This is a genomic window from Luteimonas sp. S4-F44 (assembly GCF_022637415.1).
In the GTDB taxonomy this organism is placed as follows: domain Bacteria; phylum Pseudomonadota; class Gammaproteobacteria; order Xanthomonadales; family Xanthomonadaceae; genus Luteimonas.
Window position 1 is genome coordinate 3297688 of the sequence record NZ_CP093340.1, and the last position, 23155, is coordinate 3320842.

Here is a 23155-nt window from a genome sequence, read left to right on the forward strand (position 1 = left end):
TAGCTGTCCGCGTTCACCTGCGGCAACCCGTCGCAGTCCGTGCACGCTTGCCGCGCTGCGTGACCGTCGTCGGCGATCACGACATGGTGCGATGCAACATCCAGTCGGTTCACGCCAATGCCGACAAGGCGCGTCACGCGCCGAGCACCTAGGTGCACGGGCTGCACGCGGCAGACGCCACATTAATATGAATACGCGAACGCGCTCGCCTGTCCGGTCAACCGGCCAGTCCGCACATCGCGTTCCGGGTGCCGGGATGTCGGAGACCGCCAGCGCGTCGAAAGCGCCGGGCGGCGAGGCGGTCACCCCGCTCCTCGACGCGGTCGATGCCGCAGGCAGCAGGTGGGGACAAGCCCCGCCCGGACATGCTGTCAGCCCCGGCCGCCGTCCTTCCCATTTGGCCTATCGTGCGACGAGCGCGCGCCCTAGAATTCAGCTTCTGTTCCCGCCGGTGCGCCTCTTGAACGCCAGTCCGTCCCCCGCCTTCGCGGCGGCTCCTCTCCCGCCGCTGCGCGCGGCGATCACCGACGCCTGGACGCGCGATGAAACCCTGCATGTGCGCGAGCTGCTCGCGCAGGCGCGGCAGCCGGACGCCGACCGCGCCGCGATCCAGGCCACCGCCGCCGATCTGGTCCCCCGGGTGCGCCTGCGCGCTCAGGACCGCGGCGCGATCGAGGCCTTCATGCAGCAGTACGACCTCGGCAGCGAGGAAGGCGTGCTGCTGATGTGCGTGGCCGAGGCGCTGCTGCGCATTCCCGACCAGGACACCGCCGACAAGCTGATCCGCGACAAGCTCGGCGAGGCGGACTGGAAGAAGCACATGGGCCAGTCGGACTCGGTGCTGGTCAACGCCTCGACCTGGGGCCTGATGCTGACCGGCCAGCTGGTCGACCTGGCCGACGAGACCAAGCGCAACGTCCACGGCGCGTTCAAGCGGCTGGTCGGGCGCGTCGGCGAGCCGGTGATCCGGCTGGCGGTGCGCCAGGCGATGCGGATCATGGGCCACCAGTTCGTCATGGGGCGCACCATCGGCGAAGCGCTGACGCGCTCGCGCAAGGGCGCCAACGCCGCCTACCGCTACTCGTTCGACATGCTCGGCGAGGCCGCGCTGACCCAGCGCGACGCCGACCGCTATCTGAAGGCCTACCAGGATGCGATCGACGCGATCGGCCGCTCGGGCCGCTTCAGCGACGAGATCGCCGCGCCGTCGATCTCGGTCAAGCTCTCGGCCCTGCATCCACGCTACGAACACGCCAAGCACGCGCGCGTGCTGGCCGAGCTGGCGCCGCGGCTGGGTGACCTGGCGCAGCGCGCGAAGGGCTATCGCATCGGCCTGACCGTCGACGCGGAAGAAAGCGACCGCCTGGAACTGTCGCTCGATGTCATCGAGGCCGCGCTGCGCACGCCGTCGCTGGCCGGCTGGGACGGCTTCGGCATCGTCGTGCAGGCCTACCAGAAGCGGGCGCCGTTCGTGATCGACTGGATCGCCGCACTCGCCCGCGATCTGGGCCGGCGCATCCCGGTGCGCCTGGTCAAGGGCGCGTACTGGGACAGCGAGGTCAAGCGCGCCCAGGTCGAGGGCCATCCGGGCTACCCGGTGTTCACGCGCAAGCCCAACACCGACGTCAGCTACCAGGCCAACGCGCGCCGCCTGCTGTCGGCGACCGACGCGATCTACCCGATGTTCGCCACCCACAACGCGCAGACCATCGCCGCGGTGCACCGCCTGGCCGGCACGCTGCTGGGCCCGCGCACCGCCGGCACGCCGTACCGCTTCGAGTTCCAGAAGCTGCACGGCATGGGCGACGACCTCTACGCCGAAGTCATTCCGGCCGACCGCCTCGACGTGCCGTGCCGGGTGTACGCCCCGGTCGGCTCGCACGAGGACCTGCTGCCGTACCTGGTGCGCCGCCTGCTCGAGAACGGCGCCAACTCCAGCTTCGTCAACCGGATCAGCGACGAAGACGTCGCGATTGACGACCTGATCCGCGATCCGGTCGAGGTTGTCGCCGGTTTCGCGTCCATTCCCCACCCCCGCATTCCGCTGCCGGTCGATCTCTACCGCAGCCAGTCCTTCGACAGGAGCAACTCCATGGGCGTCAACCTCGCCAACGACGCGCAGCTCGCCACGCTCGCCGAGCAGATCCGCAGCGCGCCGACGTCGTGGTCGGCGACGCCGCTGGTGCCCGGCGCCACGGCGGCCGGCGCCAAGACCGAGGTCACCAACCCCGCCGACCGCCGCGTGCGCGTGGGCGAGTGGATCGCCGCCGACACCGCCACGGTCGAACGCGCGCTGACCAACGCGGTCGCCGCGCAACCAGGCTGGGACGCCACGCCGGTCGCCTCGCGCGCGGCGATCCTCGAACACGCCGCCGACCTGCTCGAGCAGCGCATGCCGCAGTTCATCGCCCTGTGCACCCGCGAGGCCGGCAAGACGATTCCAGACGGCGTCGCCGAAGTCCGCGAGGCGGTGGATTTCCTGCGCTACTACGCCGGCCAGGCGCGCAGTGCATTCGTGCCCGAAGCGCTGCCCGGCCCGACAGGTGAATCGAACGCGCTGCAGCTGTCGGGCCGCGGCGTGTTCGTGTGCATCAGCCCTTGGAACTTCCCGCTGGCGATCTTCGCCGGCCAGATCGCGGCCGCGCTGGCGGCCGGCAACAGCGTGATCGCCAAGCCCGCCGAGCAGACCACGCTGGTCGGCTTCGAGGCGGTGAAGCTGCTGCACGAAGCCGGCATCCCCAAGGACGTGTTGCAGTACCTGCCCGGCGACGGGGCCACCGTCGGCGCGGCGCTGACGTCAGACCCGCGCGTGGCCGGCGTCGCCTTCACCGGCTCGACCGATACTGCGCGCGCGATCAACCGCGCGCTCGCCGCGCGCGATGCCGCGATCGGCGTGCTGATCGCCGAGACCGGCGGCCAGAACGCGCTGATCGCCGACTCCTCGGCGCTGCCCGAGCAGTTGGTCAAGGACGCACTGGCCTCTGCCTTCACCTCCGCCGGCCAGCGCTGCTCGGCCGCGCGCGTGCTGTACGTGCAGGACGACATCGCCGACAAGGTGATCGGCATGATCGCCGGCGCGATGAAGGAACTGACCGTCGGCGACCCGGGGCTGCTGGCGACCGACATCGGCCCGGTGATCGATCCCGACGCGAAGGCGCTGCTCGACGAGCACGCCGCGCGGATGCAGGGCGCGGCCAAGCCGATCGCCGAGGCCCGGCTCGGGCCCGGCACCGAGCACGGCACGTTCTTTGCCCCGCGCGCCTGGGAACTGCAATCGCTGTCCCAGCTCACGCGCGAGAACTTCGGTCCCGCGCTGCACGTGATCCGCTGGAAGGGCGACCAGCTCGACGCGGTCGTCGACGCGATCAACGCGACCGGCTTCGGTCTGACGCTCGGCATCCACTCGCGCATCGACGAGACCGTGGAGCGGATCATCCAGCGCGCGAAGGTCGGCAACATCTACGTCAACCGCAACCAGATCGGCGCCGTCGTCGGTGTGCAGCCGTTCGGCGGCCAGGGCCAGTCGGGCACCGGCCCCAAGGCCGGCGGCCCGCACTACCTGCCGCGCTTTGCGACCGAGAAGACCGTCACCATCAACACCACCGCCGCCGGCGGCAACGCCTCCCTGCTGACGTTGGGTGAGTGAGCGCGTTTACGAAGCACTGCTTCGTGCGCGAAACGAACGCCCGCCGTGCGACGGCGGGCCGGATGAGTAGCCGCGGCTTGCGCGGCATGCCGCGCGCGGCTGCGAACGCCCGCCATGCTTTGGCGGGCCGGATGAATGAAGCGCTGGCCATCGCCGCGCAGCTCACCTCCCCCGCTCGTGGGGGAAGTCGGCGCGCATAGCGCGCCGGGCGGGGGCACGGGCCGTCCAGCAAAAGCCGCACAGCGCGCGCGTCACCTCCCTAACAACGCGGGGAACGCATCAGTCATCCTCACCGCGCGGAGTCGTCGGCCCCATCCGCCGGCGCAGCCGGCAGCACCGTCCGCAGCCCGCGGGCCTGCAGCCGCGCGAGCACCCCGGCGACCATCTCGACGTTACGGCCATGGCGCGCGCCCTCGTGCAGCAACACGATCGCGCCTGGTGCCAGGTCGGCATCGATGCGCGCGACGACCTTCGCCGTGTCGCGCTCCACCGCGTCGAAGCCGCGCGCGCTCCAGGCCACGCGCGCCAGCCCGGCGTCGCGCAATGGGGCATGCACGAACGGATTGGTGTGGCCGACCACCGAGCGAAACCACACCGGCGCCAGCCCGGCGACCGTTGTCAGCGTGCGCTGGCAATCCGCGATTTCGCGCCGCATCCGCGCCGGCCCCAGTGCCCAGAACCGGGTTTGCGGATGCTGCTGGGTGTGGTTGCCGATGCCGTGGCCGCGCGCGACGATCTCGCGCACCAACGCCGGACGCGCGGCCGCGCGTTCGCCCACGAGGAAGAACGTCGCCCGCGCCGCGTGCGCATCGAGCAGGTCGAGCAGCGGCCGGGTGTCGTCCGAGGGACCGTCATCGATGGTCAGCCAGACACCGGTCTCGCCCTCGGGCAGGCGGCGGAGCACCGGCCCGTACAGCGGCGAACCAGGCGCCAGCACACCCCACAGGCACAGCGCATGGCTGGCCAACAGCAGCGGCAAGCCGACCTGCCAGCCCCATTGCCACCACATCCACGCGACCAGCGCCTGGGAGGCGAGCAACAGCGGCAGCCACAGGTGCGGGCGACGGGGCGGACGGTGCGGCGACATGGCGCGCATCATGCCATCGCGGCCGCCGCGCACCGCAGCATTCCGCCGGCGCGACCACCGGTCGCGGGCTTGCGTTGGCGGCCCCGCGCTACCATGTCGGTCTTCCCGCCTGTTCCAGGATGTTCTGCCATGTCCCTCGACCCCGCCCTCCGCACCCGCATCGAGACCCTGCTGCAGGGCAACCGCGCCGTGCTGTTCATGAAGGGCTCGCCGATGGCGCCGCAGTGCGGGTTCTCGGCCAAGGCCGTGTCCGCGCTCGACGCGGTCGGCGTCGACTATGCCCACGTCAATGTGCTGGAAGACGGCGAGATCCGCGAAGGCATCAAGGTCTATGGCGAATGGCCGACGATCCCGCAGCTCTACGTCGACGGCGAACTGGTCGGCGGCAGCGACATCATCGAGCAGATGGCTGGCAGCGGCGAACTGCACGGGCTGTTCGGCGTCGAGGCCCCAGACCGCACGCCGCCGACGATCGCGATCACGCCGGCTGCGCGCGAGATGATCGCCAAGGCGTTGGCCGATGCCGGCGGCGACTACGCACTGCAGATCGACATCGACCGCAATTTCCGCGCCCGCCTGCAGCTGGCACCGCGCAACCCGTCGGCGATCGTCAGCGACGTCGCCGGCCTGCTGGTGCAGTTCGACCTGGCCAGCGCGCGCCGCGCCGAAGGCCTGACGATCGATTTCGCCGACGACATCCGTGGCCGGGGCCTGGTGATCGACAACCCCAACGCGCCCAAGTCGGTCCAGGAGATCGCCCCGACCGAGGCGGACGACCGGATCGCCGCCGGCACGCTCACGCTGGTCGATGTCCGGCCTCCAGAGGAGCGCGCCACGGCCTCGGTCTCGCGTCCGTTCGAAGTCCTCGACGGCGACGGCATCCAGCGGTTGCAAGCACTGCCCAAGGACACCCCGCTGGCGTTCCTGTGCCACCACGGCGGTCGCAGCCTCCAGGCCGCCGAGCACTTCCGCAATCAGGGCTTCACCCACGTCTACAACGTCACCGGCGGCATCGATGCCTGGAGCGACAGCGTCGACGGCGGCGTGCCGAAGTACTGATTCAACAGCGGCGACCGCCTGCGTGAACGCAGGTAAGCGCCGCACATCCGGTGGGCATAGGCCGCGCCGAAGCGCCCCCATCCCAAGCGTCCACCCGTGAAGGGCGCAATGCCCCGCGTTGCGGGGAAGGCGGCAAACGCATCTGGCAGGTGCTGACCTCCTCCGCTTCGCGGGGTGAGGTCAGCGCGCTCAGCGCGCGGGTGCGGGCATGGCCCGCTGCCAGCGGCACGCCACTCAAGCTCGTCGCCGCACGGTCGATATCGCTTGCGATCAGTCGCAGTCCGCCACGGCGCCCCCGGCACGTGACGACCCCGGTTGCCTTTCGATGACGTGCCTCCATGCGGAAACCGTCCAATCCGTCCGATTCCCCCGTGCGTCCGACCGGCGCGCGTGGACGTGAGGGCGCGATCGGCTCGGAGGGACTGGTCGCCTTGTTCGCGCAGGCCCATGCGCCGCATGCGCTGCTGATCGCCTTCGCCGACGGCGTCGCCGGCCTCCACGACGAGCTCGGCAGCCTCGGCCAGTACCTGCAATCAGCCTGCGCCAATAACGACTGGCCGGCCTACGGCCGCGCGATGCGGCAGCTGATCGACAAGTACATCCGCTTCGTCGATCTCGATGCGCCCGCACTGTCGGCCAGCGACCCTTCGACCCGCCTACGCGACCTGTTGCGCCAAACGCTCGGCATCGCCCTCGCGGCGTTGCTGCGCAACGAACCGGCGCTGTCGGAAGAAGCGCTCGCGCTGGCCAAGGCGTTCCGCACCACCGACGCCGGCGCGCCCGATCTCGATCGCCTGTCGCTGCGGCTCACCGACCTGTGCCGTCGCATCGACGTCCACGCCGAGGCTACCGAGGAGCAGGTCGGGCTGCTGATCGGCCTGTTCGACCTGCTGCTCGAGAACATCGGCGAATTGCTCGACGAAAAGAGCTGGCTGCATGGTCAGCTGACGCAGATCCGCGGCCTGCTCGCCGGGCCGCTGGACCGCGGCTCGATCGAGGAAGCGCGCGCAGAACTGCGCGAGGTGATCTACCGGCAGGGCGTTCTCAAACAGGGCATCGAGGCGTCCAAGGTCGCGATGAAGACGATGATGTCGACCTTCGTCGAGCGCCTGGACGGCATGGCCTTGCACACCGGCGAGTACCAGGACCGGTTGGCCGGGCATGCGCAACGGATCCGCGAGGCGCGCAGCATCGCCGGCCTCAGCACCGTCCTTGACCAGGTGCTCGACGACACCAGCCGGATCCAGGCGCAGGCGCTGCGCGCGCGCGACGACCTGATCGCCGCGCGGCGCGAGGTCGAGCAGAGCGAAAAGCGCATCCACCAGTTGGAGCAGAAGCTGCGCGATGCCGCCGGACTGGCGCGTGAGGACGAGCTCACCTCCTGCTTGAACCGGCGCGGCTTCGACGAGGCCTTCGAGCGCGAGGCGCTGCGCGCGCGCGCGGACCGGCCGCTGTGCATGGCGCTGGTGGACCTGGACGACTTCCGCCGCCTCAACGCCACCCACGGCCACCTGGGCGGCGACGCCGCGCTGCGCCATTTCGTCGACGTCGCCCGCCTCACCCTGCGCGACAACGACGTCCTGGGCCGCTTCGGCGGCGAAGAGTTCGTGATCATGATGCCGGCCACGACGCTCGCCCACGCCCTCGCCGCGCTGGCGCGCCTGCGCACCGTGCTCGTGCATCGGCCGGTCGTCCACGACGAGACCCGCATCGTGATCACCTTCAGCGCCGGCGTCGCACTGCGCCGACCGAACGAAACGCTCGAGTCACTGCTCAAGCGTGCCGACCTGGCGATGTACAGCGCCAAGCGCGCCGGCAAGGACCGCGCGATGGCCGCGCAGGTGTGAGCCGCGCGCGCCGCGGCGGGTCGGGAGGCTACACTCCCGCGATCGCGTCGAAGGATGTCGCATGCTGCCGGGCTGGATCCTGCTGCTGGTGTCGCTGGGCTACGCCGCGTTGCTGTTCGCGGTGGCGTGGTATGGCGACCGGCGGCCGCTGTATCCACAGCGGCCGTGGCTGCGCCCGCTGGTCTACAGCCTGGCGCTGGCGGTGTACTGCTCGTCGTGGACCTTCTACGGCGCGGTCGGCACTGCCGCGCGCCAGGGCATCGGTTACCTGCCGATCTACCTCGGCCCGCTGCTCGTGCTGCTGTTCGGCTGGCGCATCCTCGAGCGACTGGCGCTGATCGCGCAGTCGCAGAACACCGTCTCGATCGCCGACTTCATCGCCTCGCGCTACGGCCGCTCGCAGCGGCTGGCGGCGATGGTCGCGGGCATCGCGCTGGTGGCGGCAGTGCCGTACCTGGCGCTGCAGTACAAGGCGGTGGCGATCAGCCTGGGCGTGCTCGGCGGCCCGGATGACGCGGTCACGCCATTCGGCGACCCGGCGTTCTACGTCGCGGTGCTGATGGCACTGTTCGCCATCCTGTTCGGCACCCGCAAGGTCGATGCCACCGAGCACCGGCCCGGCCTGATGCTGGCGGTGGCGCTCGAATCACTGATCAAGCTGCTGGCGTTGGTCACGGTCGGCCTGTTCGCGACGCTGTGGCTGGGCGCGCGCGACCTGCACATGGTCGAGGCCACACGCGCGCTGATCGACAACGCGCCGCCCAGCGGCTTCGTGGCGCAGAGCCTGCTCGCGTTCGCGGCGCTGATCTGTCTGCCGCGCCAGTTCCACGTGGCGGTGGTCGAATGCGGCGACGTGCGCGACATCCGTCGTGCACGCTGGCTGTTCGGCGGCTACCTGATGATCGTCTGCCTGATGGTGCTGCCGATCGCCAGCGCCGGCGTCACGTTGTTCGGCCGCGACGGCCCGGTCGCCCCCGACAGCTTCGTGCTGGCGCTGCCGATGGCCGAGAACGCCAACGTGATCGCGCTGTTCGCCTACATCGGCGGGTTCTCGGCGGCGACCGGCATGGTCATCGTGTCGTCGGTCGCGCTGGCGACGATGCTCAGCAACGACCTGGTGATGCCGCTGCTGCTGCGCCGCGGCTACGCCGAACGCCACGGCGGCAATGTCGGCTCCACCGTGCTGTGGATCCGCCGGGTGGCGATCATCGCGCTGGCCGCATTGGCCTATGGGTACTACCGGGTCAGCGGCTCGGACACCACGCTGGCCGCTTACGGCTTGATGTCGTTCGCGGCGGTGGCGCAGTTCGCGCCGGCGCTGATCGGCGGGCTGTACTGGCGCGGTGCCAGCCGCCGCGGCGTCGAGGCCGGGCTGTTGCTGGGCTTCGCGATCTGGAGCTACACGCTGATGCTGCCCGCGCTGACCGAGTCGGGCTGGATCCAGCCGCAGTGGCTCGATGCCGGCCCGTTCGGCATCGCCTGGCTGCGGCCGCGCGCGCTGTTCGGGCTCGCCGGCTGGGACCCGCTGACCCACGGCACGTTCTGGTCGTTGCTTGGCAACGTCGGCGCGCTGCTGCTGGTGTCGGCGCGCTGGCGGCCCTCGCTCGACGAGCGCCTTCGCGCCGCACCCTTCCTCGACCCATATGCCGAGCGGCGTGCACTCGCATCGGAGGACTGGAGCGGCAACATCCGCGTTGGCGACCTGCTAACGCTGATCGGCCGCATCGTCGGCGACCGCACCGCGCGACGCGCATTCGATGAACACGCGCAGACGCAGGCGCGGCCCTTGGTGCTCAATGCCTCGGCTGACCGGACCTGGCTGCAGTTTACCGAGCGCCAGCTCGCCGCCGCGGTCGGCGCCTCGTCGGCGCGCCTGTTGATGACCAGCGCACTCAAGGGCTCGGGCATGGAGGTCGACGAGGTCGTCGCGATGCTCGACGAGGCCGGCCAGGAACTGCGCTTCAACCGCGAGGTGCTGTCCTCGACACTGGAAAACATCGACCACGGCGTGAGCGTGGTCGACCGCACCATGCGCCTGGTGGCGTGGAATCGCAGCTACCAGCGCCTGTTCGGCTATCCCGACAACATGCTCTACGTCGGCCGTCCGGTCGCCGACCTGATCCGCTACAACGCCGAGCGCGGCGAGCTTGGCCCGCGCGACGCGATCGACATCCAGACCGAGGTCGACAAGCGCATCGCCTACATGCGCGCCGGCTCGCCGCACGTCTCCGAACGCGTGCTCGGCAACGGCCAGGTCATCGAACTGCGAGGTCAGCCGCTGCCCGGCGGTGGCTATGCGACCAGCTACAGCGATGTCACCGACTACAAGCGCGCCGAACGCGAGCTGCGCGAGGTCAACGAAACACTCGAACAACGCGTGGCCGAGCGCACCCGTGAGGCCGAGGCCGCGCAGGAGTCGCGCTCGCGCTTCCTCACCGCGGTCAGCCACGACGTGCTGCAACCGCTCAATGCCGCGCGACTGTTCACCTCCGCGCTGCGCGAGACCCCCGATCCGGGCGAACAGCGCCACCTGGCCGAGCGCATCGACACCTCGCTGCGCGCCGCCGAGGAACTGCTCGACGGCCTGCTCGACGTCTCCCGGCTCGATGCCGGCGCGCTCAAGCCGGACATCGTCGACTTCGACGTCGCCGAACTGCTACGCCAGCTCGCCGGCCAATACGCGCCGATGGCCAAGGCGCGTGGCCTGGACATCCGCCTGCACGCCCCGCCCACGCCCGTACGCAGCGACCGCCGCCTGCTGCGTCGCGTGTTGCAGAACTTCCTGGCCAATGCGCTGCGCTACACCCGCAGCGGCCGCATCGTGCTGGCGGCGCGCCGGCGCGGCGACGAGGTCGCGCTGCAGGTCTGGGACACCGGGCCGGGCATTCCCGAGCACCACATGAGCCAGATCTACGACGAGTTCCACCGCTACGAGCACAGCTTCGACTGGGACGGCCGCGGCCTCGGCCTTGGCCTGTCGATCTGCCAGCGCATCTCGCGTCTGCTGGGGCATACGCTCGACGCGCGCGCGATGGTCGGCCGCGGCAGCATGTTCTCGATCACCGTGCCGCGCAGCGCATCGGCGGCGATCGTCGCTGCACCGGCGCCCGCACCACTGCGCGACGAATCGCTGCGCGGTCTGCGCGTGCTGTGCGTGGACAACGACGACGACATCCTCGCCGGCATGCGCGCCCTGCTGCGGCGCTGGGACGCGCTGCCGCTGTGCGCCAAGACCATCGACGAGGCGATCGCGGCGATGGACGAGGCGCCCGATGTACTGCTCGTCGACTTCCACCTGCACGACCGGCTTGACGGCCTCGACACCCTCGACGCCCTGCGCGGCATGGCGCCCGAGACGCCCGGCGCCCTACTGACCGCCGACGGCAGCGACGCGCTCAAGCAAACCGCCCGCATCCGTGGCTACCGGGTGCTCACCAAGCCCGTCAAACCGGCCTCGATGCGCGCCTTCCTCGCCGCCCAGCGCAGCGCGATGACCGCCCGCCGCGCCCGCGCCGAAGGCCGGCTCGTGTAGGACGGCCGTGCGCCTGCGCCGTAGCAGGTCGCGACGACTGGCCAATGCGTTGCGTGCCGGTGTGGACCGCTCGCGCCTGGCGCTCGGCGCCGCTGCCGGCGGTCGTCGCCTGCCCGCCCTTCGGGGCGCCCGCCCGCGCATGACGATTCCCTAACGCCCTCCATTGCTAGGCTGCAGCCTTTCGCAACGCAGACGCCGCATGAGCACACGCTATCTGATCCGTATCCCCGACGCCGGCAAGGCCCGCGCCTCCGGTGCCTACGCCCTGCAGTCGCAAGGCCCCGAGGGCATCGCCGCCGAACTCCAGGACGCCCTACGCGGCGACGCCCTCTTCGCACGCTGGCGCGCCGACCAGCCCGAGCCCGACGACGTCGACCCGTCGCTGGGCATTACTGACGCTGACGCACGCGTGGTGGGTGAACAGCGCGATCTCGACATCGACCTGACCGTCGACACCTCGATCTCGAGCACCGTCCTCAAGCACCGCCTGCGCCTGCTCGCCGGCAGCGCCTGGGAACTGCGCGACGTCCGCGCGGCCTGAGGCCTGCACCGCGACAGACTGTGATGCCTCTCCCACCCGGTGGGCTGCATGCATTGCCGCTCCCCACGCCCGTCTCTGTGGCGGGCTGGGAACGCTCAAGCGGTCATTGCAGCTGCAGCTCTCAGCCGATCAACCGGGTCAGCGGCGGCAGTGCGTAGTGCGCGGCGATGCCGATGAAGACCGTCATGCCGACCCAGTGGTTGTGCAGGAACGCGCGGAAGCAGGGCCCGCGCTCGCGGTTGCGCGCGATCGAGAACTCCCACAGCACCAGCCCCACCGCGACGGCGAGCGCCAGCCAGTAATAGGGGCCAAGCCCCGCCAGGTGACCGGCGATCGCAAGGGCGGCGAACATCGCCATATAGAGCAGCGCCTGCGCGAGTAGGTCGAAGCGTCCGAACAGGATCGCGGTGGAGCGCGCGCCCGCTCGGATGTCGTCCTCGCGGTCGACCATCGCGTACCAAGTGTCGTACGCGGTCGCCCAGAAGATGTTGGCCACGAACAGCACCCAGCCCACCACCGGCACCGTGTCCTGCACGGCCGCGAAGGCCATCGGGATCGCCCAGCCGAACGACAGGCCCAGGTACACCTGCGGCAGGTGCGTGTAGCGCTTGAGGTAGGGGTAGCTGGCGGCGAGCAAGACGCCGACGACGCTCATCAGCACCGTCAGCCGGTTCATCGTCAGCACCAGCGCGAACGCGACCAGCATCAACCCCGCAAACAACCACAGCGCTTCGCGCCCCCGCACGGCACCGCTTGCCAGCGGTCGATCCTTGGTGCGCTCGACGTGGGGGTCGAGCCAGCGATCGGCATAGTCGTTGATCACGCAGCCGGCCGAGCGCGTCAGCCAAACGCCGGCGCTGAAGACAGCGAGCGTCCAGAGCGGCGGCACACCCTCCGCGGCGATCCAGAGCGCCCACCAGGTCGGCCACAGCAACAGCAACCACCCGATCGGGCGGTCGCCGCGGACCAGTTTCCAGTACAGCGCCAGGCGCTGGCGCCAGCCGGGGGAGCTCAAAGAGGTGGAAAGCGATGCGGGCATGACGGGCGACAGATTAGCGGCGAGGTCCCAGCAGGGCCAGGTGTTTCGGCCCGTGTCGCGCTGCTGACCCCGTACGCCCCCATCCCAGCCTTCCACCCGTGAAGGGCGCAATGCCCCACCCGCGGGGGAAGGAGCGAAGCGGCGCAGCGCACACGTCACCTCCCCCGCCTGCGGGGGAGGTCGATGCCGCCAGGCATCGGGTGGGGGCACGAGCCTGGCGTGGGGCGCCCCCACCCCAGCCTTCCACCCATGAAGGGCGCAATGCCCCGGAAGGCGGGGGAAGGCGCAAAAGCGCGAGAGCAGCGCGGGGGGTCAGGCCTTGTCGGCCGTGTACTCGTAGTAGCCGTAGCTGTAGTAGCCGGTGGTGCGCTTCTCGACCGCGTTGAAGATCACGCCCTTGACCTGCACGCCGTTCTGCTCGAAGCGCTTCTTGGTCAGCAGGATCTCCTTGGGCTGGTTCACGCCGAAGCGCGTCACCAGCAGGCTCGAGCCGGCATGGCGGGCGATCAGCGCGGCGTCGGTGACGGCCAGGATCGGCGGGGTATCGACGATCACCAGGTCGTACTGCTTCGACAATGCCTCCAGCAACTGGCCGAAGCGCGGATGCATCAGCAGTTCCGACGGGTTCGGCGGGATGTCGCCGCGCACCATGTAGTGCATGTTCTCCACGCCATCGGTCGTGTGGATCGCATCGGCCGCCTCCAGCTTGCCGCCGAGCACATCGGATAGACCACCGGTTTGCGGCACACCCAGCACCTTGTGCAGCGTACCCTTGCGCATGTCCGCGTCGATCACCAGCACGCGTTGCCCGACCTGCGCGATCACCGCGGCCAGGTTCGCCGACACAAAGGTCTTGCCCACCGCCGGGCGCGGGCCGGAGATCGCCAGGATGTTGTTCTTGGCCTCGAGCATCGCGAAATGCAGGCTGGTGCGCAGGCTGCGGATCGCCTCGATCGCCAGGTCCGCGGGTGCATTGACCGCGAGCAGGTGCTGCCGCTTGTCGAAGCCTGGATCGCGGCGCACGCGCCCCTTGCGGTTGCGCAGCCGATCCATGATCAGCAAATCGCGCGACTCGCTGAGTGGGATGGAGGCGTAGACCGGAAGCCCGAGTTCCTCGATCTGCGCGGGATCCTCGATGCCGGCGTGCAGCATACGCTGCAGAAACACCAGGCCCACGGCAAGGAATGCGCCCAGGAATGTCCCGATCAGCACGATCAGCGGCTTGCGCGGCTTCACCGGACGCTGGGTATCGACGACCGCCGGATCGACGATCCGCACGTTGCCCACGGTACCGGCGCGTGCAACGTCGAGCTGCTGCGCCTGATTGAGTAGCCCGGTGTAGAGCTCGTTGCTGACCTGCAAGTCACGCGTCAGTGTCAGCAATTCCTGCTGGGTGTCGGGCAACTCGCCAACCTGCTTCTGGAAGCCGGCCTTACGCGCTTCGAGTTCGCCGATCTGCTTGAGCAACGCGCGGTACGCCGGGTGCTCGCGCGTGAAGCTGCGATCCATCTCGGCTTGTTGCAGGCGCAACTGCTGGATGCTGGTCTCGACCGCCACTTCCTGCTGCAGCAGCCCCTGGGTCTGCATCGTGATGTCGACCGAATTCGCGCGGGTCTGGTACGCGTTCATCGCCTTCTGCGCCGCCTCCACCTGGAGACGCACCGTCGGCAACTGCTCGCGCACGAACTCCAGCTGCGCACCGGCTTCGGCCGAGTTGCGCTCGACGTTCTGGCGCACATAAGCGGATGCGACCGCCTGCAGGAAGGTCTCGGCGAACTGCGGATCTGGATGCTCGAACGACAACTGCAGGATGCCGGACTCGCGCCCCTGTTCGGCTGCGCTAACACTCTGCTGAAAACCGGACACGACGTCGAGACGGCGCAGCTTCGTCACCTTGAACCGCGTGCCTGGATTGGCGCGTAGTGCCGCCACCTGCAGCCTGATGCCACCGCCTTCTGCATCGGTGCCGACTGTCCCTTCGAGCAACAACTGGTCGTCCGGCCCGAACAGGCTGAAACGCGAAGCGTCATCGCCCACGCGCAGCGTCAGCGGCTGGTTCTCCCACATCGACGGCACCGTCATGCCGGCGATCTCGACATGCTCGCCGCCCCAGCCGTAACGCGACAGCCCGAACCACGGCGAAGCCACCGCATCAGGCGTCTCGGGCGAGAAACGGCGCGCGAGGAAACCGCCGATCAACGGGAAGCGCACCGGCTCGATGACCACATCGGCATGCGTGCTGTCGACTGCATCGCCGATCACCGTGCGCGACGTGATCAGTGCGACTTCCGTCGTCGCTGCCGCCGACGTGACGCCACCGCCCAGCGACGACAGATCCGGCAGGCCCGGAATGCTGGGCGCCTTCGACTCCACCTGCACCATCGAGCGCGCCTGGTAGATCGGCGTCGCCAGCAGCGCGTAGGCCACGCTGACCACAAAGAACGCCGCCGTGATAACGATGATCCACCACTTTCGGTCAATCAACAGGCCCACGAGTTCGCGCAGATCGATCTCGTCCTCGCCCTTGGCGGACACTCCGGTTTCCTTGCTCATGCAGTGGCTCTGATTTCTATAGGTGGGGGCGCGATGCGCGGGGATGCGGGTGGCCGGGGAGGCCGAGGCGCTAGCGAAGGTAGCGCTGCCAAGCGGCGACCGATTCGTCGACCAGGCGCAATACGTGTTCGAAGGCGGGGCGTTGCTGTCGATACGGATCCGGAATCTCGCGTTCGCCGATCCACTTGCCCAGCAGCATCACCTTACCGCTAGCCTGTGGCACCTCACGGGCGATCCGCGCCTGGTGGGCCCGCTCCATCACCAGTACCAGGTCGGCATCGGCAAGCAGGGCGGGCGTCAACTGGCGGGCGCGATGTTGATCGGTGTCGAGGCCACGTTCCTGCAACAGCAGGCCTGCGGTCGGGTCGATCGGGCGGTCGACCAGCGCCTGCAGCCCGGCCGACGATACGGCGACGCCGGAGGTCCCGAGCACCGATCGCAACACGATCTCCGCGGTTGGGCTGCGGCAGATGTTACCGATGCAGACGAACAAGACCTTCCGAAACACCTGGACGTACTCCACTCCCGGACGCCGCCGGGGGCGGACACAAGCGCGTAGTCTAGCAAGCTCACTCTTGGTGAGCTGCACCCTCCCATTCAGCCTTGTCGAGGCCGCCTCACCAAACTATCCCCACGTGAGAATCCGCCTTGACATGAACGGCTCGCCAGCTATAGCCTCGCTACAGCCTGGACGCATAGCGTCCTTCAACACGCTTGGAGCTCCCCCATGAACATGACCTTTCGCCTGATCGGCACCATCGCCCTCGCCGGCCTGTCCGGCATCGCCTTCGCCGCGCCGCAGGCACAGGATACGGCGGCCTCCAACAACGACGCTCCGCAGGCGAGCGGCATTCCCGGTGGCACCGGCGGTGCAGTGGGCACCGGGCTGACCACCGGCGCGACCGTTGGTATCGTGGCGGGCGTTGTCGCGCTGGCTGCGGTGGCGATGGACAACAGCGGTGACAGCGAAGGCGAGTTCACCGGCGGTGGCGACGGTGGCGGCGGCACCGGCGGTACCGGTGGCACGGGCGGCACCGGCGGCACCGGCGGCACCGGCGGCTGATCGAGCTTCCGCACCTCGCGGTCATACCGATAGATCGACCCCGCCGGTGAACACCGGCGGGGTTTTTTATGGACGGCACCTCCTTATGCCGCCCACTGTAGTCAGGAGAGTTTCGTCCATGCGCGTAACGCTGCGCCCGCTCATCGCCCTCGTCGCCGTCTCCGCCCTGTCAGGGTGCATCTGGAGCCCCGGCCAGCATCTGCGCCCCGGCAGCGCCAACGATGAGGGCATCCGCACGGTCGGTAACGACCAGCTCGACCTGATCCCAATCACCCCCAAGCTGATCGCGATGGAGCGCGCCACCCAGCAGACGACCGGTGGTTTGCCGACTGCACTGGTCGAGTATCAGCCGTCCGCCTACACCATCGGGGTCGGCGATGTGCTCTACATCACGGTCTGGGACCACCCCGAACTCACGGTGCCCGCGGGCGCGCAGCAACAGCTCAACGCCGCCGGCCGCCATGTGCAGACCGACGGCACGCTGTTCTATCCCTATATCGGCAAGGTCCAGGCCGCAGGCCGCACGCCGGCCGAACTGCGCGCGGACATCGCCGGCAAGCTGGCGCGCTACATCGAATCGCCGCAGGTCGACGTCTCGGTGATGAATTACGGCAGCCAGCGCGCCTGGGTCACTGGCGCGACCGCCAATTCGACCGCCGTGCCGCTGACCATGACGCCGATGACGCTCAACGATGCGATCAGCCAGGCCGGCATCAACCCGACGGTCGCCGACCTCTCGGGCGTGCGCCTGACCCGCGACGGCCTCAGCTACACGATCGACCTGGATCGCCAGTCAGGCGATGCGATCTATCTCAAGTCTGGCGACCATCTGTACATCCCGTTCCTCGACGCCAAGGAAGTCTTCGTGGTCGGCGAGGTGACGCAACCCGGCGCGCAGAGCTTCCGCACGGGCAACATCAGCCTGAGCCAGGCGCTGGGCCGCGCGCGCGGCCTGCTGCAGACCACGTCCAACGGCAATGCGGTCTATGTGATCCGCGGGGCACGCGGTCTCGAGGCCGACGCGCCGCCGTCCGTGGTCTACCAGCTCGAAGCCAAGTCTCCGGCGGCATTCGCGGTGGCCAGTCAGTTCCAACTGCAACCCGGCGACGTGGTCTTCGTCGGTGCCGCCGGCATCACCCGGTGGAACCGCTTCATTGCCCAGCTGATTCCCTTCTCGGGCCTGATTCGCAACGCTGCTGGCACCAGCAACGACCTGGAATGATGGCCCGATCCTACCCCGCGTCCGCCATGCGGGCGCTGGCAGCGCTTTGCCTCGTCCTGCTGCTGTCGGTGCTGGCCGGTTGCAGCGGCCTGAGCCGCGGCAGTCTCGATGCCGCCCGCCTTGCGGTTTTCGGCGCCAAGCTCGAGATCACGCCGGAGCAGGTGGCCGCCAACCCGTATGCCCAGATGCTGGTGCGGGGCGACGACTTCGAAGCGTTGATGGTGCTGGGCAACGACGATGCCGGCCGCAGCGCCTGGTACAGCCCCGACCGCAGGATCGTGTTCTTGCGCGACGGTCTGTTGGCCGGGACCGCCGGACTGCCGCAGGATGCCAACGACATTCGCCTGGTGGGCGACAGTCCGTTCTCGCGGCTGGCGACCTTGCAGGGCGCGTCTCCCACGCTGCGACGCTATGACTGGATGCCGGGCTATCGCCATGGTGCGATGGTCGAAGGCGAACTGCGGCGTATCGGCCCGGAGCAGGTGGAGATCCTCGGCACGATGCACACGCTGGTGCGTTTCGATGAAGCGCTGCGCGGCGCCGGTGTCGATGCGACCAACCAGTATTGGGTGGAACCGCAGACCGGCTTCATCCGCAAGAGCCGGCAGCTCGTCGCGCCCGGCCACAGCGTGGATCTGGTGCAGCTCAAGCCGTACCGGCCGGGAGGCGCGCGATGAAGCGGATACCGCTATGTCTGGCCCTGCTGACGGCAAGCGTCGCACAGGCCGAATCCGGGACGTTACAGGTCCGCGTCGACGGCGCCGTGCAACGGCCGGCCGACTACCAGGTTCCGACCGGGACTCGTTTGGCTGACGTCCTGCTGGCAGCGATGCCGACCGATGCGGCCTACACCACCGGCGCCGCGTTGCTGCGCCCATCTGCGCTCGAAGCACAGACCCGGCTCAAGGCGGGCGTGCTGCACGACCTGCAAGCCGTGCAAGCGGGTGCCAATGTGCCGTCGTCCACAATCGCCACCGCCGCCCGACTGGAAACCGAGTTGGCCGCGCTTCCGGTCACCGGGCGCGTCAACAACGAACTCGACGCGCGCGTCGTCGAGGTGCGGCCCGAGGCCAACCTCGTCCTGCGGCCTGGCGACCGGATCACCTATCCAACGCGTCCCGCGGACGTACGCGTCACCGGCGCGGTGGTTGCCACATGCACCCTGCCGCATGTGCCGCTGCGCGATGCCGTCGACTATCTACGCGATTGCCCGGTTGCAGGCGCTGACCGCGACCTGCTGTTCGCGGTGCAGCCCGACGGCACGGTGCAGATGCTCGGCATCGCCGGCTGGAACCGCAGCCCCAGGCAGGCGCTCGCCCCGGGCGCGACGCTCTATGTCCCGCTGCCCGAGCGCGACCTGCACCGCGCCGGGGCGCCAGACCTCAACCGCGAACTCGCGGCGTTTCTGGCCACTCAACCGCTTCCTTCCTTGCCCGCCCACGCGCCGGACACTTCGAATACGGATCCCGCACCATGATCGCCCGCCATCGCCGCCGCCCCGTCCACCTGGCACCGGGGCTGCTGGCCCTGGCGATCGCCGGCAGCCTTCATGCGCAGGAGTCGGCGCATAGCCTGATCACTCAGAGCGACTGGGGCGGTGCCGGGCTGCTGCAGACCCCGACCGCGCGCATGGAAGCCGAGGGCCAGCTGAGCCTGACCGGCAGCTACACCTCGCCATATGCGCGTTACAACCTGTCGATGCAGCCGTTCCCTTGGTTCGAGGGCACGTTCCGCTACATGAACATCAACAACCGTCGCTACGGCCGACCAAGCCTGAGCGGCGACCAACACTTCAAGGACAAGTCGATCGATATCAAGGTCCGGCTTTGGGAGGAAAGTCGTTATTGGCCTGAAATCGCCTTCGGCATGCGTGATATTGGTGGTACCGGCTTGTTCTCGAGCGAGTATCTCGTTGCGAACAAGCGCTTCGGCAGCATCGATGCCAGCCTGGGCTTCGCGACCGGCTACATCGGCAATCGTGGCGATATCGCAAATCCGCTCCGCCTGATCAACGATCGCTTCGAGACGCGTCCTATCCCTCGACCTGACATCACCCAGGCCGGCGAGGCCGGACGCGACGTGTTCCGCGGACCGATCGGCGTGTTCGGCGGTATCACCTGGCAGACGCCACTCGATCAACTGCTGCTCAAGGTCGAGCTGGACGGCAATGACTACGAGCGCGAGCCCCAAGGCAACAACCAGCGACAGAGCTCACCGATCAACGTCGGCCTGGTCTACCGCCCCAGCCCGAACCTGCAGCTGACGGCAGGCCTGGAGCGCGGCAACACGGCTGTGATCGGCCTGACGCTGACCACCAACCTCGCCACGGCGCGCAGCAATGCGCCGATCCTGGATCGCCCGGCAGTGCCCTTACGCCGCCACGCCGATCCGGGGGCGGGCGTCCCCGCGTCCGCCTTCCCGTCGGCATCCGACCTGGATGACGTGACCGGCGCGCGCCCCGACTGGGAACGCATCGCTGCCGACCTCAACCAGGAAGCCGGTATCCACGTTTCGCGCATCACCCGCCGCGAGCACGAGGTCATCGTCCACGGGAGCCACAACCGCTACTTCTACCCGGCCCAAGGCATCGGCCGCGGCGCCCGCGTGCTTGACAATGCGCTCGGCGACGACGTCACGTGGTTCACCTTTGCGCACGAGCGCGCCGGCACGCCGATCGCCGAGACCAGCGTGGAGCGGCAGGCGTTCGCCGACTACGTCGACCGGCGGATCGATCTGCCCGCATTCGCCCGCAAGGTAGAGCTCGCACCACCCGCGCAGCAGCACCGCGATGAGGTCTACGAGGCCCCGTTCCGCCGCCTGCGCGGCAGCATCGCGCCCGGGTACAAGCAGATCCTGGGCGGCCCCGACGGCTTCATCCTGTACCAGCTCTCGGCGGACTTCAGCGGCAGCTACTGGTTCTCACGCAATACGTGGTTGTCGGGCCTAGTCAGCGTGGACATCGCCAACAACTTTGACAAGTTCCGCTACGACGCGCCGACACGCCTGCCGCGCGTGCGCACCTGGCAGCGTCAGTACATGACGACATCCGACGTGACCGTGCCCAACCTGCAGCTGACGACCGTGCACCAACTCGGGCGCGACTGGTACGGCATGGCCTACGCCGGCTACCTGGAGTCGATGTACGGCGGCGTCGGCGGCGAAGTGCTGTATCGCCCGTTCGGCGAGCAATGGGCGATAGGCGCGGACGTCAACCAAGTGCGGCAGCGCGACTTCGACCAGCACGCAGGCTTCCGCGACTACGAGATCACCACCGGTCACATCACCGGCTACTACACGTTCGGGCGTACACGTCGGCTACAGGCCAATGTCAGCGTCGGCAAGTACCTGGCCGGCGATATCGGCACGACGGTCAACCTGACCCGTCGCTTCAATAACGGCGTGACCATGGGCGCGTACGCCACGAAGACCAACATCTCCTCGCGCACTTTTGGCGAGGGCAGCTTCGACAAGGGCATCTACTTTTCGATCCCGATGGACTTCGTGTTGCCTCGTCCCAGCCGCGCACGCGCCGAGATCATGTGGCAGCCCCTGTTCCGCGACGGCGGCGCCAAGCTGTTCAGGACCTACGGCCTGTACCCGATGACGGGTGAGCGCAGCGGCGAGCTGTTCTTCGACAACCTGGAATGGATCGACCGCTGAACCGCATTGGGTGTTCTATTAACTGAACGGTCATCGTATTCATCCGGGCATGGAAGGAGATGAGAAGCGCCTCTCAGGCGCAAAGTCGCGATGACACATGTCTCCACGCCCGTCAGCACGCGAATTTGGACAATATTTGTCACTTCTTGCCGCATAGCAGCAAATTTTTGTTGCTCTGCGTCACCATCTATGAGAAATTTCTCACAGGTGGTGAGCTGGCGTGAAATTGGTATGCGTATCCACCTCCCAAAGGCACCACCGTGGCCATTCAGCTGCGGATGGGATGTTGAACACCGCACACAGGGTGAAGCCGGGGGTGCCCCCAGGTAGGGGCCCGGTCCGGCTCTGTGCTCGATGAAGGAGTCGGGCATGTTCTTTGCACCCAGCCGGCCGCAGGCCGAAGGGGATTGGCGCATCGCCAGCAAGCTGACCGCCCTGCTGTCATGGGGGCTGCGCGCGCTCGATTTGGTGGTGCTGCTTGTTGCCGGCCTGGTGGCCTACTGGCTGCGGTTCGACACTTTTGTCATGCCGCTCGACTATGTGCGCAACCTGGCGCGCGTGCTGCTGTTCGCGGTTCTGGTGCTCAACGGCTCCACGCTTTACCACAGCTGGCGCGGGCGCGGCGTCGTTCGCGAAGGCAGCCAACTGCTGGCACTGTGGACGCTAGTATTCGCCGCCAGCATTCTCTATGCCGTCGCCTTCAAGCTCAGCGACGATTTTTCTCGGCTGTGGTGGGCCACCTGGTTCGTCCTGACGATCGTGGCAACCGCAACCCTGCGCGTCGGCGTGCGCACGCTGGCGGACAGACTGCGTGCACGTGGTGTCGACCGCCGAACGGCCGTGATCGTTGGCGGCGGGCGGGATGCGCGGCGTCTGGCCGACCAACTCAAGGCCCAACCCTGGCTTGGCCTACAGGTGCGCGGCTGGTTCGCGCCCTCGACTTCCCGGCAACGGCTCGACGGGCTGCCCCTGCTCGGCAGCGTGGACGCGCTGGAGCAGTACGTGCACCGCCTACGCATCGACCAGGTCTGGATCGCGCTGCCCATGAGCGCCGAGTCCGAGATCAAAGATGTCCTGCATCGCCTGCGACACTCGACCGCGGACATCAAACTGGTCCCCGACCTGTTCGGCATGCAGATGCTGAACCACTCCGTGGAACAGGTGGCAGGCGTGCCGATCATCAACCTGCGCAGCAGCCCGCTGCGTGGCGATGCCTATGTGCTGAAGGCCGTTGAAGACCACGTGCTGGCGTTTCTGATCCTGCTGCTGATCTCACCACTGATGCTGGCCATCGCGCTGGGCGTGAAGCTCTCTTCGCCGGGACCGGTGTTCTTCCGTCAGCGGCGGCACGGCCTCAACGGCCGCGAGATCAAGGTCCTGAAGTTCCGTAGCATGCGCGTCCATGCCGAAGCCTCCGGCAAAGTGACGCAGGCTCGAAAAGGCGATCCGCGTGTGACCCCTTTCGGCGCCTTCCTGCGCCGGACCAGCTTGGACGAGTTACCGCAGTTCATCAATGTTCTGAAGGGCGACATGTCCATCGTGGGCCCAAGACCGCACGCCATCGCTCACAACCACGAATTCATGGACCAGGTGGACGATTACATGCAGCGCCACCGCGTCAAGCCCGGCATCACCGGCTGGGCACAGGTCAACGGCCTGCGTGGCGAGACCGACACCCTCGATAAAATGGCCCGTCGCGTCGAACACGACCTGTACTACTTGCAGAACTGGTCGCTGGCCTTCGACCTGAGAATCATCGTGATGACCATCTTCAAAGGCTTCATCGGCCGCAACGCCTATTGAAGGCCATGCGTTCTCGGACCTTCCGTCCCCCGCCTGCGGGGGAAGCCGGCCCGAAGGGCCGGACGGGGGCGCCTTTCGCTGTTCCTTTCCTCCGCTCTTCGCA

The 23155-nt window shown here is 68.5% G+C and carries 15 protein-coding genes; 11 read left to right on the plus strand and 4 right to left on the minus strand.

Annotated features, from left to right (window positions below; translation table 11 throughout):
- Positions 1-451 precede the first annotated feature (451 nt).
- Positions 452-3646, plus strand: coding sequence for a bifunctional proline dehydrogenase/L-glutamate gamma-semialdehyde dehydrogenase PutA (gene putA, locus MNO14_RS14825; RefSeq protein ID WP_241944455.1), 3195 nt, complete (start codon positions 452-454; stop codon positions 3644-3646).
- A gap of 289 nt (positions 3647-3935) precedes the next feature.
- Here the strand turns inward: putA and MNO14_RS14830 are convergent, their stop codons facing one another.
- The gene (locus MNO14_RS14830; protein WP_241944456.1) at positions 3936-4733 is read right to left on the minus strand and encodes a polysaccharide deacetylase family protein; all 798 of its coding nucleotides are present in this window, start codon (positions 4731-4733) and stop codon (positions 3936-3938) included.
- Positions 4734-4862: 129 nt separating this feature from the next.
- On the opposite strand from MNO14_RS14830, the gene grxD reads away from it, so the two are divergent.
- The 4 genes from grxD to MNO14_RS14850 all read left to right on the plus strand — a co-directional run bounded on the left by grxD (position 4863) and on the right by MNO14_RS14850 (position 11712).
- Complete coding sequence (gene grxD, locus MNO14_RS14835) at positions 4863-5792, plus strand: Grx4 family monothiol glutaredoxin (RefSeq protein WP_241944457.1); 930 nt, start codon at positions 4863-4865, stop codon at positions 5790-5792.
- Between the two features lie 338 nt (positions 5793-6130).
- A complete protein-coding gene (locus MNO14_RS14840; protein ID WP_241944458.1) occupies positions 6131-7639 on the plus strand; it encodes a GGDEF domain-containing protein in 1509 nt (502 codons plus the stop codon).
- 61 nt (positions 7640-7700) lie between these two features.
- Positions 7701-11171 (plus strand): PAS domain-containing hybrid sensor histidine kinase/response regulator, encoded by a 3471-nt coding sequence (locus MNO14_RS14845; protein WP_241944459.1) that lies wholly within the window; start codon positions 7701-7703, stop codon positions 11169-11171.
- Between the two features lie 199 nt (positions 11172-11370).
- Positions 11371-11712, plus strand: a complete 342-nt coding sequence (locus tag MNO14_RS14850) for a hypothetical protein (protein WP_241944460.1) — start codon at positions 11371-11373, stop codon at positions 11710-11712.
- Positions 11713-11833: 121 nt separating this feature from the next.
- Here MNO14_RS14850 and ubiA read toward each other — a convergent pair whose 3' ends face one another.
- The 3 genes from ubiA to MNO14_RS14865 form a co-directional block, all read right to left on the minus strand.
- The gene (ubiA, locus tag MNO14_RS14855) at positions 11834-12751 is read right to left on the minus strand and encodes a 4-hydroxybenzoate octaprenyltransferase (RefSeq protein ID WP_241944461.1); all 918 of its coding nucleotides are present in this window, start codon (positions 12749-12751) and stop codon (positions 11834-11836) included.
- Between the two features lie 312 nt (positions 12752-13063).
- Entirely contained in the window at positions 13064-15304 is a 2241-nt protein-coding gene (locus MNO14_RS14860) for a polysaccharide biosynthesis tyrosine autokinase (RefSeq protein ID WP_241944462.1), read from the minus strand.
- A gap of 70 nt (positions 15305-15374) precedes the next feature.
- On the minus strand, positions 15375-15812 hold the full coding sequence (locus MNO14_RS14865) for a low molecular weight protein-tyrosine-phosphatase (protein WP_241946359.1): 438 nt from the start codon (positions 15810-15812) through the stop codon (positions 15375-15377).
- A gap of 219 nt (positions 15813-16031) precedes the next feature.
- Between MNO14_RS14865 and MNO14_RS14870 the strand changes: the two genes are divergently transcribed.
- The 6 genes from MNO14_RS14870 to MNO14_RS14895 all read left to right on the plus strand — a co-directional run bounded on the left by MNO14_RS14870 (position 16032) and on the right by MNO14_RS14895 (position 23052).
- Positions 16032-16367, plus strand: coding sequence for a hypothetical protein (locus MNO14_RS14870; RefSeq protein WP_241946383.1), 336 nt, complete (start codon positions 16032-16034; stop codon positions 16365-16367).
- A 118-nt stretch (positions 16368-16485) separates the two neighbouring features.
- Positions 16486-17589, plus strand: coding sequence for a polysaccharide biosynthesis/export family protein (locus MNO14_RS14875; protein WP_241944463.1), 1104 nt, complete (start codon positions 16486-16488; stop codon positions 17587-17589).
- A complete protein-coding gene (locus MNO14_RS14880) occupies positions 17589-18266 on the plus strand; it encodes a YjbF family lipoprotein (RefSeq protein WP_241944464.1) in 678 nt (225 codons plus the stop codon). Before MNO14_RS14875 ends, MNO14_RS14880 begins: the two co-directional genes overlap by 1 nt.
- Positions 18263-19066 (plus strand): capsule biosynthesis GfcC family protein, encoded by an 804-nt coding sequence (locus MNO14_RS14885; protein WP_241944465.1) that lies wholly within the window; start codon positions 18263-18265, stop codon positions 19064-19066. Before MNO14_RS14880 ends, MNO14_RS14885 begins: the two co-directional genes overlap by 4 nt.
- Positions 19063-21249: a YjbH domain-containing protein gene (locus MNO14_RS14890; RefSeq protein WP_241944466.1), complete on the plus strand. Its 2187-nt coding sequence runs from the start codon at positions 19063-19065 to the stop codon at positions 21247-21249. The genes MNO14_RS14885 and MNO14_RS14890 overlap by 4 nt, the downstream gene beginning before the upstream one ends.
- A gap of 369 nt (positions 21250-21618) precedes the next feature.
- Entirely contained in the window at positions 21619-23052 is a 1434-nt protein-coding gene (locus MNO14_RS14895) for an undecaprenyl-phosphate glucose phosphotransferase (protein ID WP_241944467.1), read from the plus strand.
- Positions 23053-23155 lie beyond the last annotated feature (103 nt).

What these genes read in the sequence shown, in the direction of transcription:
- MNO14_RS14830 (WP_241944456.1), bottom strand. Translation starts at nt 4,733, where the DNA reads ATGTCGCCGCACCGTCCGCCCCGTCGCCCGCACCTGTGGCTGCCGCTG.
- grxD (WP_241944457.1), top strand. Translation starts at nt 4,863, where the DNA reads ATGTCCCTCGACCCCGCCCTCCGCACCCGCATCGAGACCCTGCTGCAG.
- MNO14_RS14840 (WP_241944458.1), top strand. Translation starts at nt 6,131, where the DNA reads ATGCGGAAACCGTCCAATCCGTCCGATTCCCCCGTGCGTCCGACCGGC.
- MNO14_RS14845 (WP_241944459.1), top strand. Translation starts at nt 7,701, where the DNA reads ATGCTGCCGGGCTGGATCCTGCTGCTGGTGTCGCTGGGCTACGCCGCG.
- MNO14_RS14850 (WP_241944460.1), top strand. Translation starts at nt 11,371, where the DNA reads ATGAGCACACGCTATCTGATCCGTATCCCCGACGCCGGCAAGGCCCGC.
- ubiA (WP_241944461.1), bottom strand. Translation starts at nt 12,751, where the DNA reads ATGCCCGCATCGCTTTCCACCTCTTTGAGCTCCCCCGGCTGGCGCCAG.
- MNO14_RS14860 (WP_241944462.1), bottom strand. Translation starts at nt 15,304, where the DNA reads ATGAGCAAGGAAACCGGAGTGTCCGCCAAGGGCGAGGACGAGATCGAT.
- MNO14_RS14870 (WP_241946383.1), top strand. Translation starts at nt 16,032, where the DNA reads ATGAACATGACCTTTCGCCTGATCGGCACCATCGCCCTCGCCGGCCTG.
- MNO14_RS14875 (WP_241944463.1), top strand. Translation starts at nt 16,486, where the DNA reads ATGCGCGTAACGCTGCGCCCGCTCATCGCCCTCGTCGCCGTCTCCGCC.
- MNO14_RS14880 (WP_241944464.1), top strand. Translation starts at nt 17,589, where the DNA reads ATGGCCCGATCCTACCCCGCGTCCGCCATGCGGGCGCTGGCAGCGCTT.
- MNO14_RS14885 (WP_241944465.1), top strand. Translation starts at nt 18,263, where the DNA reads ATGAAGCGGATACCGCTATGTCTGGCCCTGCTGACGGCAAGCGTCGCA.
- MNO14_RS14890 (WP_241944466.1), top strand. Translation starts at nt 19,063, where the DNA reads ATGATCGCCCGCCATCGCCGCCGCCCCGTCCACCTGGCACCGGGGCTG.
- MNO14_RS14895 (WP_241944467.1), top strand. Translation starts at nt 21,619, where the DNA reads ATGTTCTTTGCACCCAGCCGGCCGCAGGCCGAAGGGGATTGGCGCATC.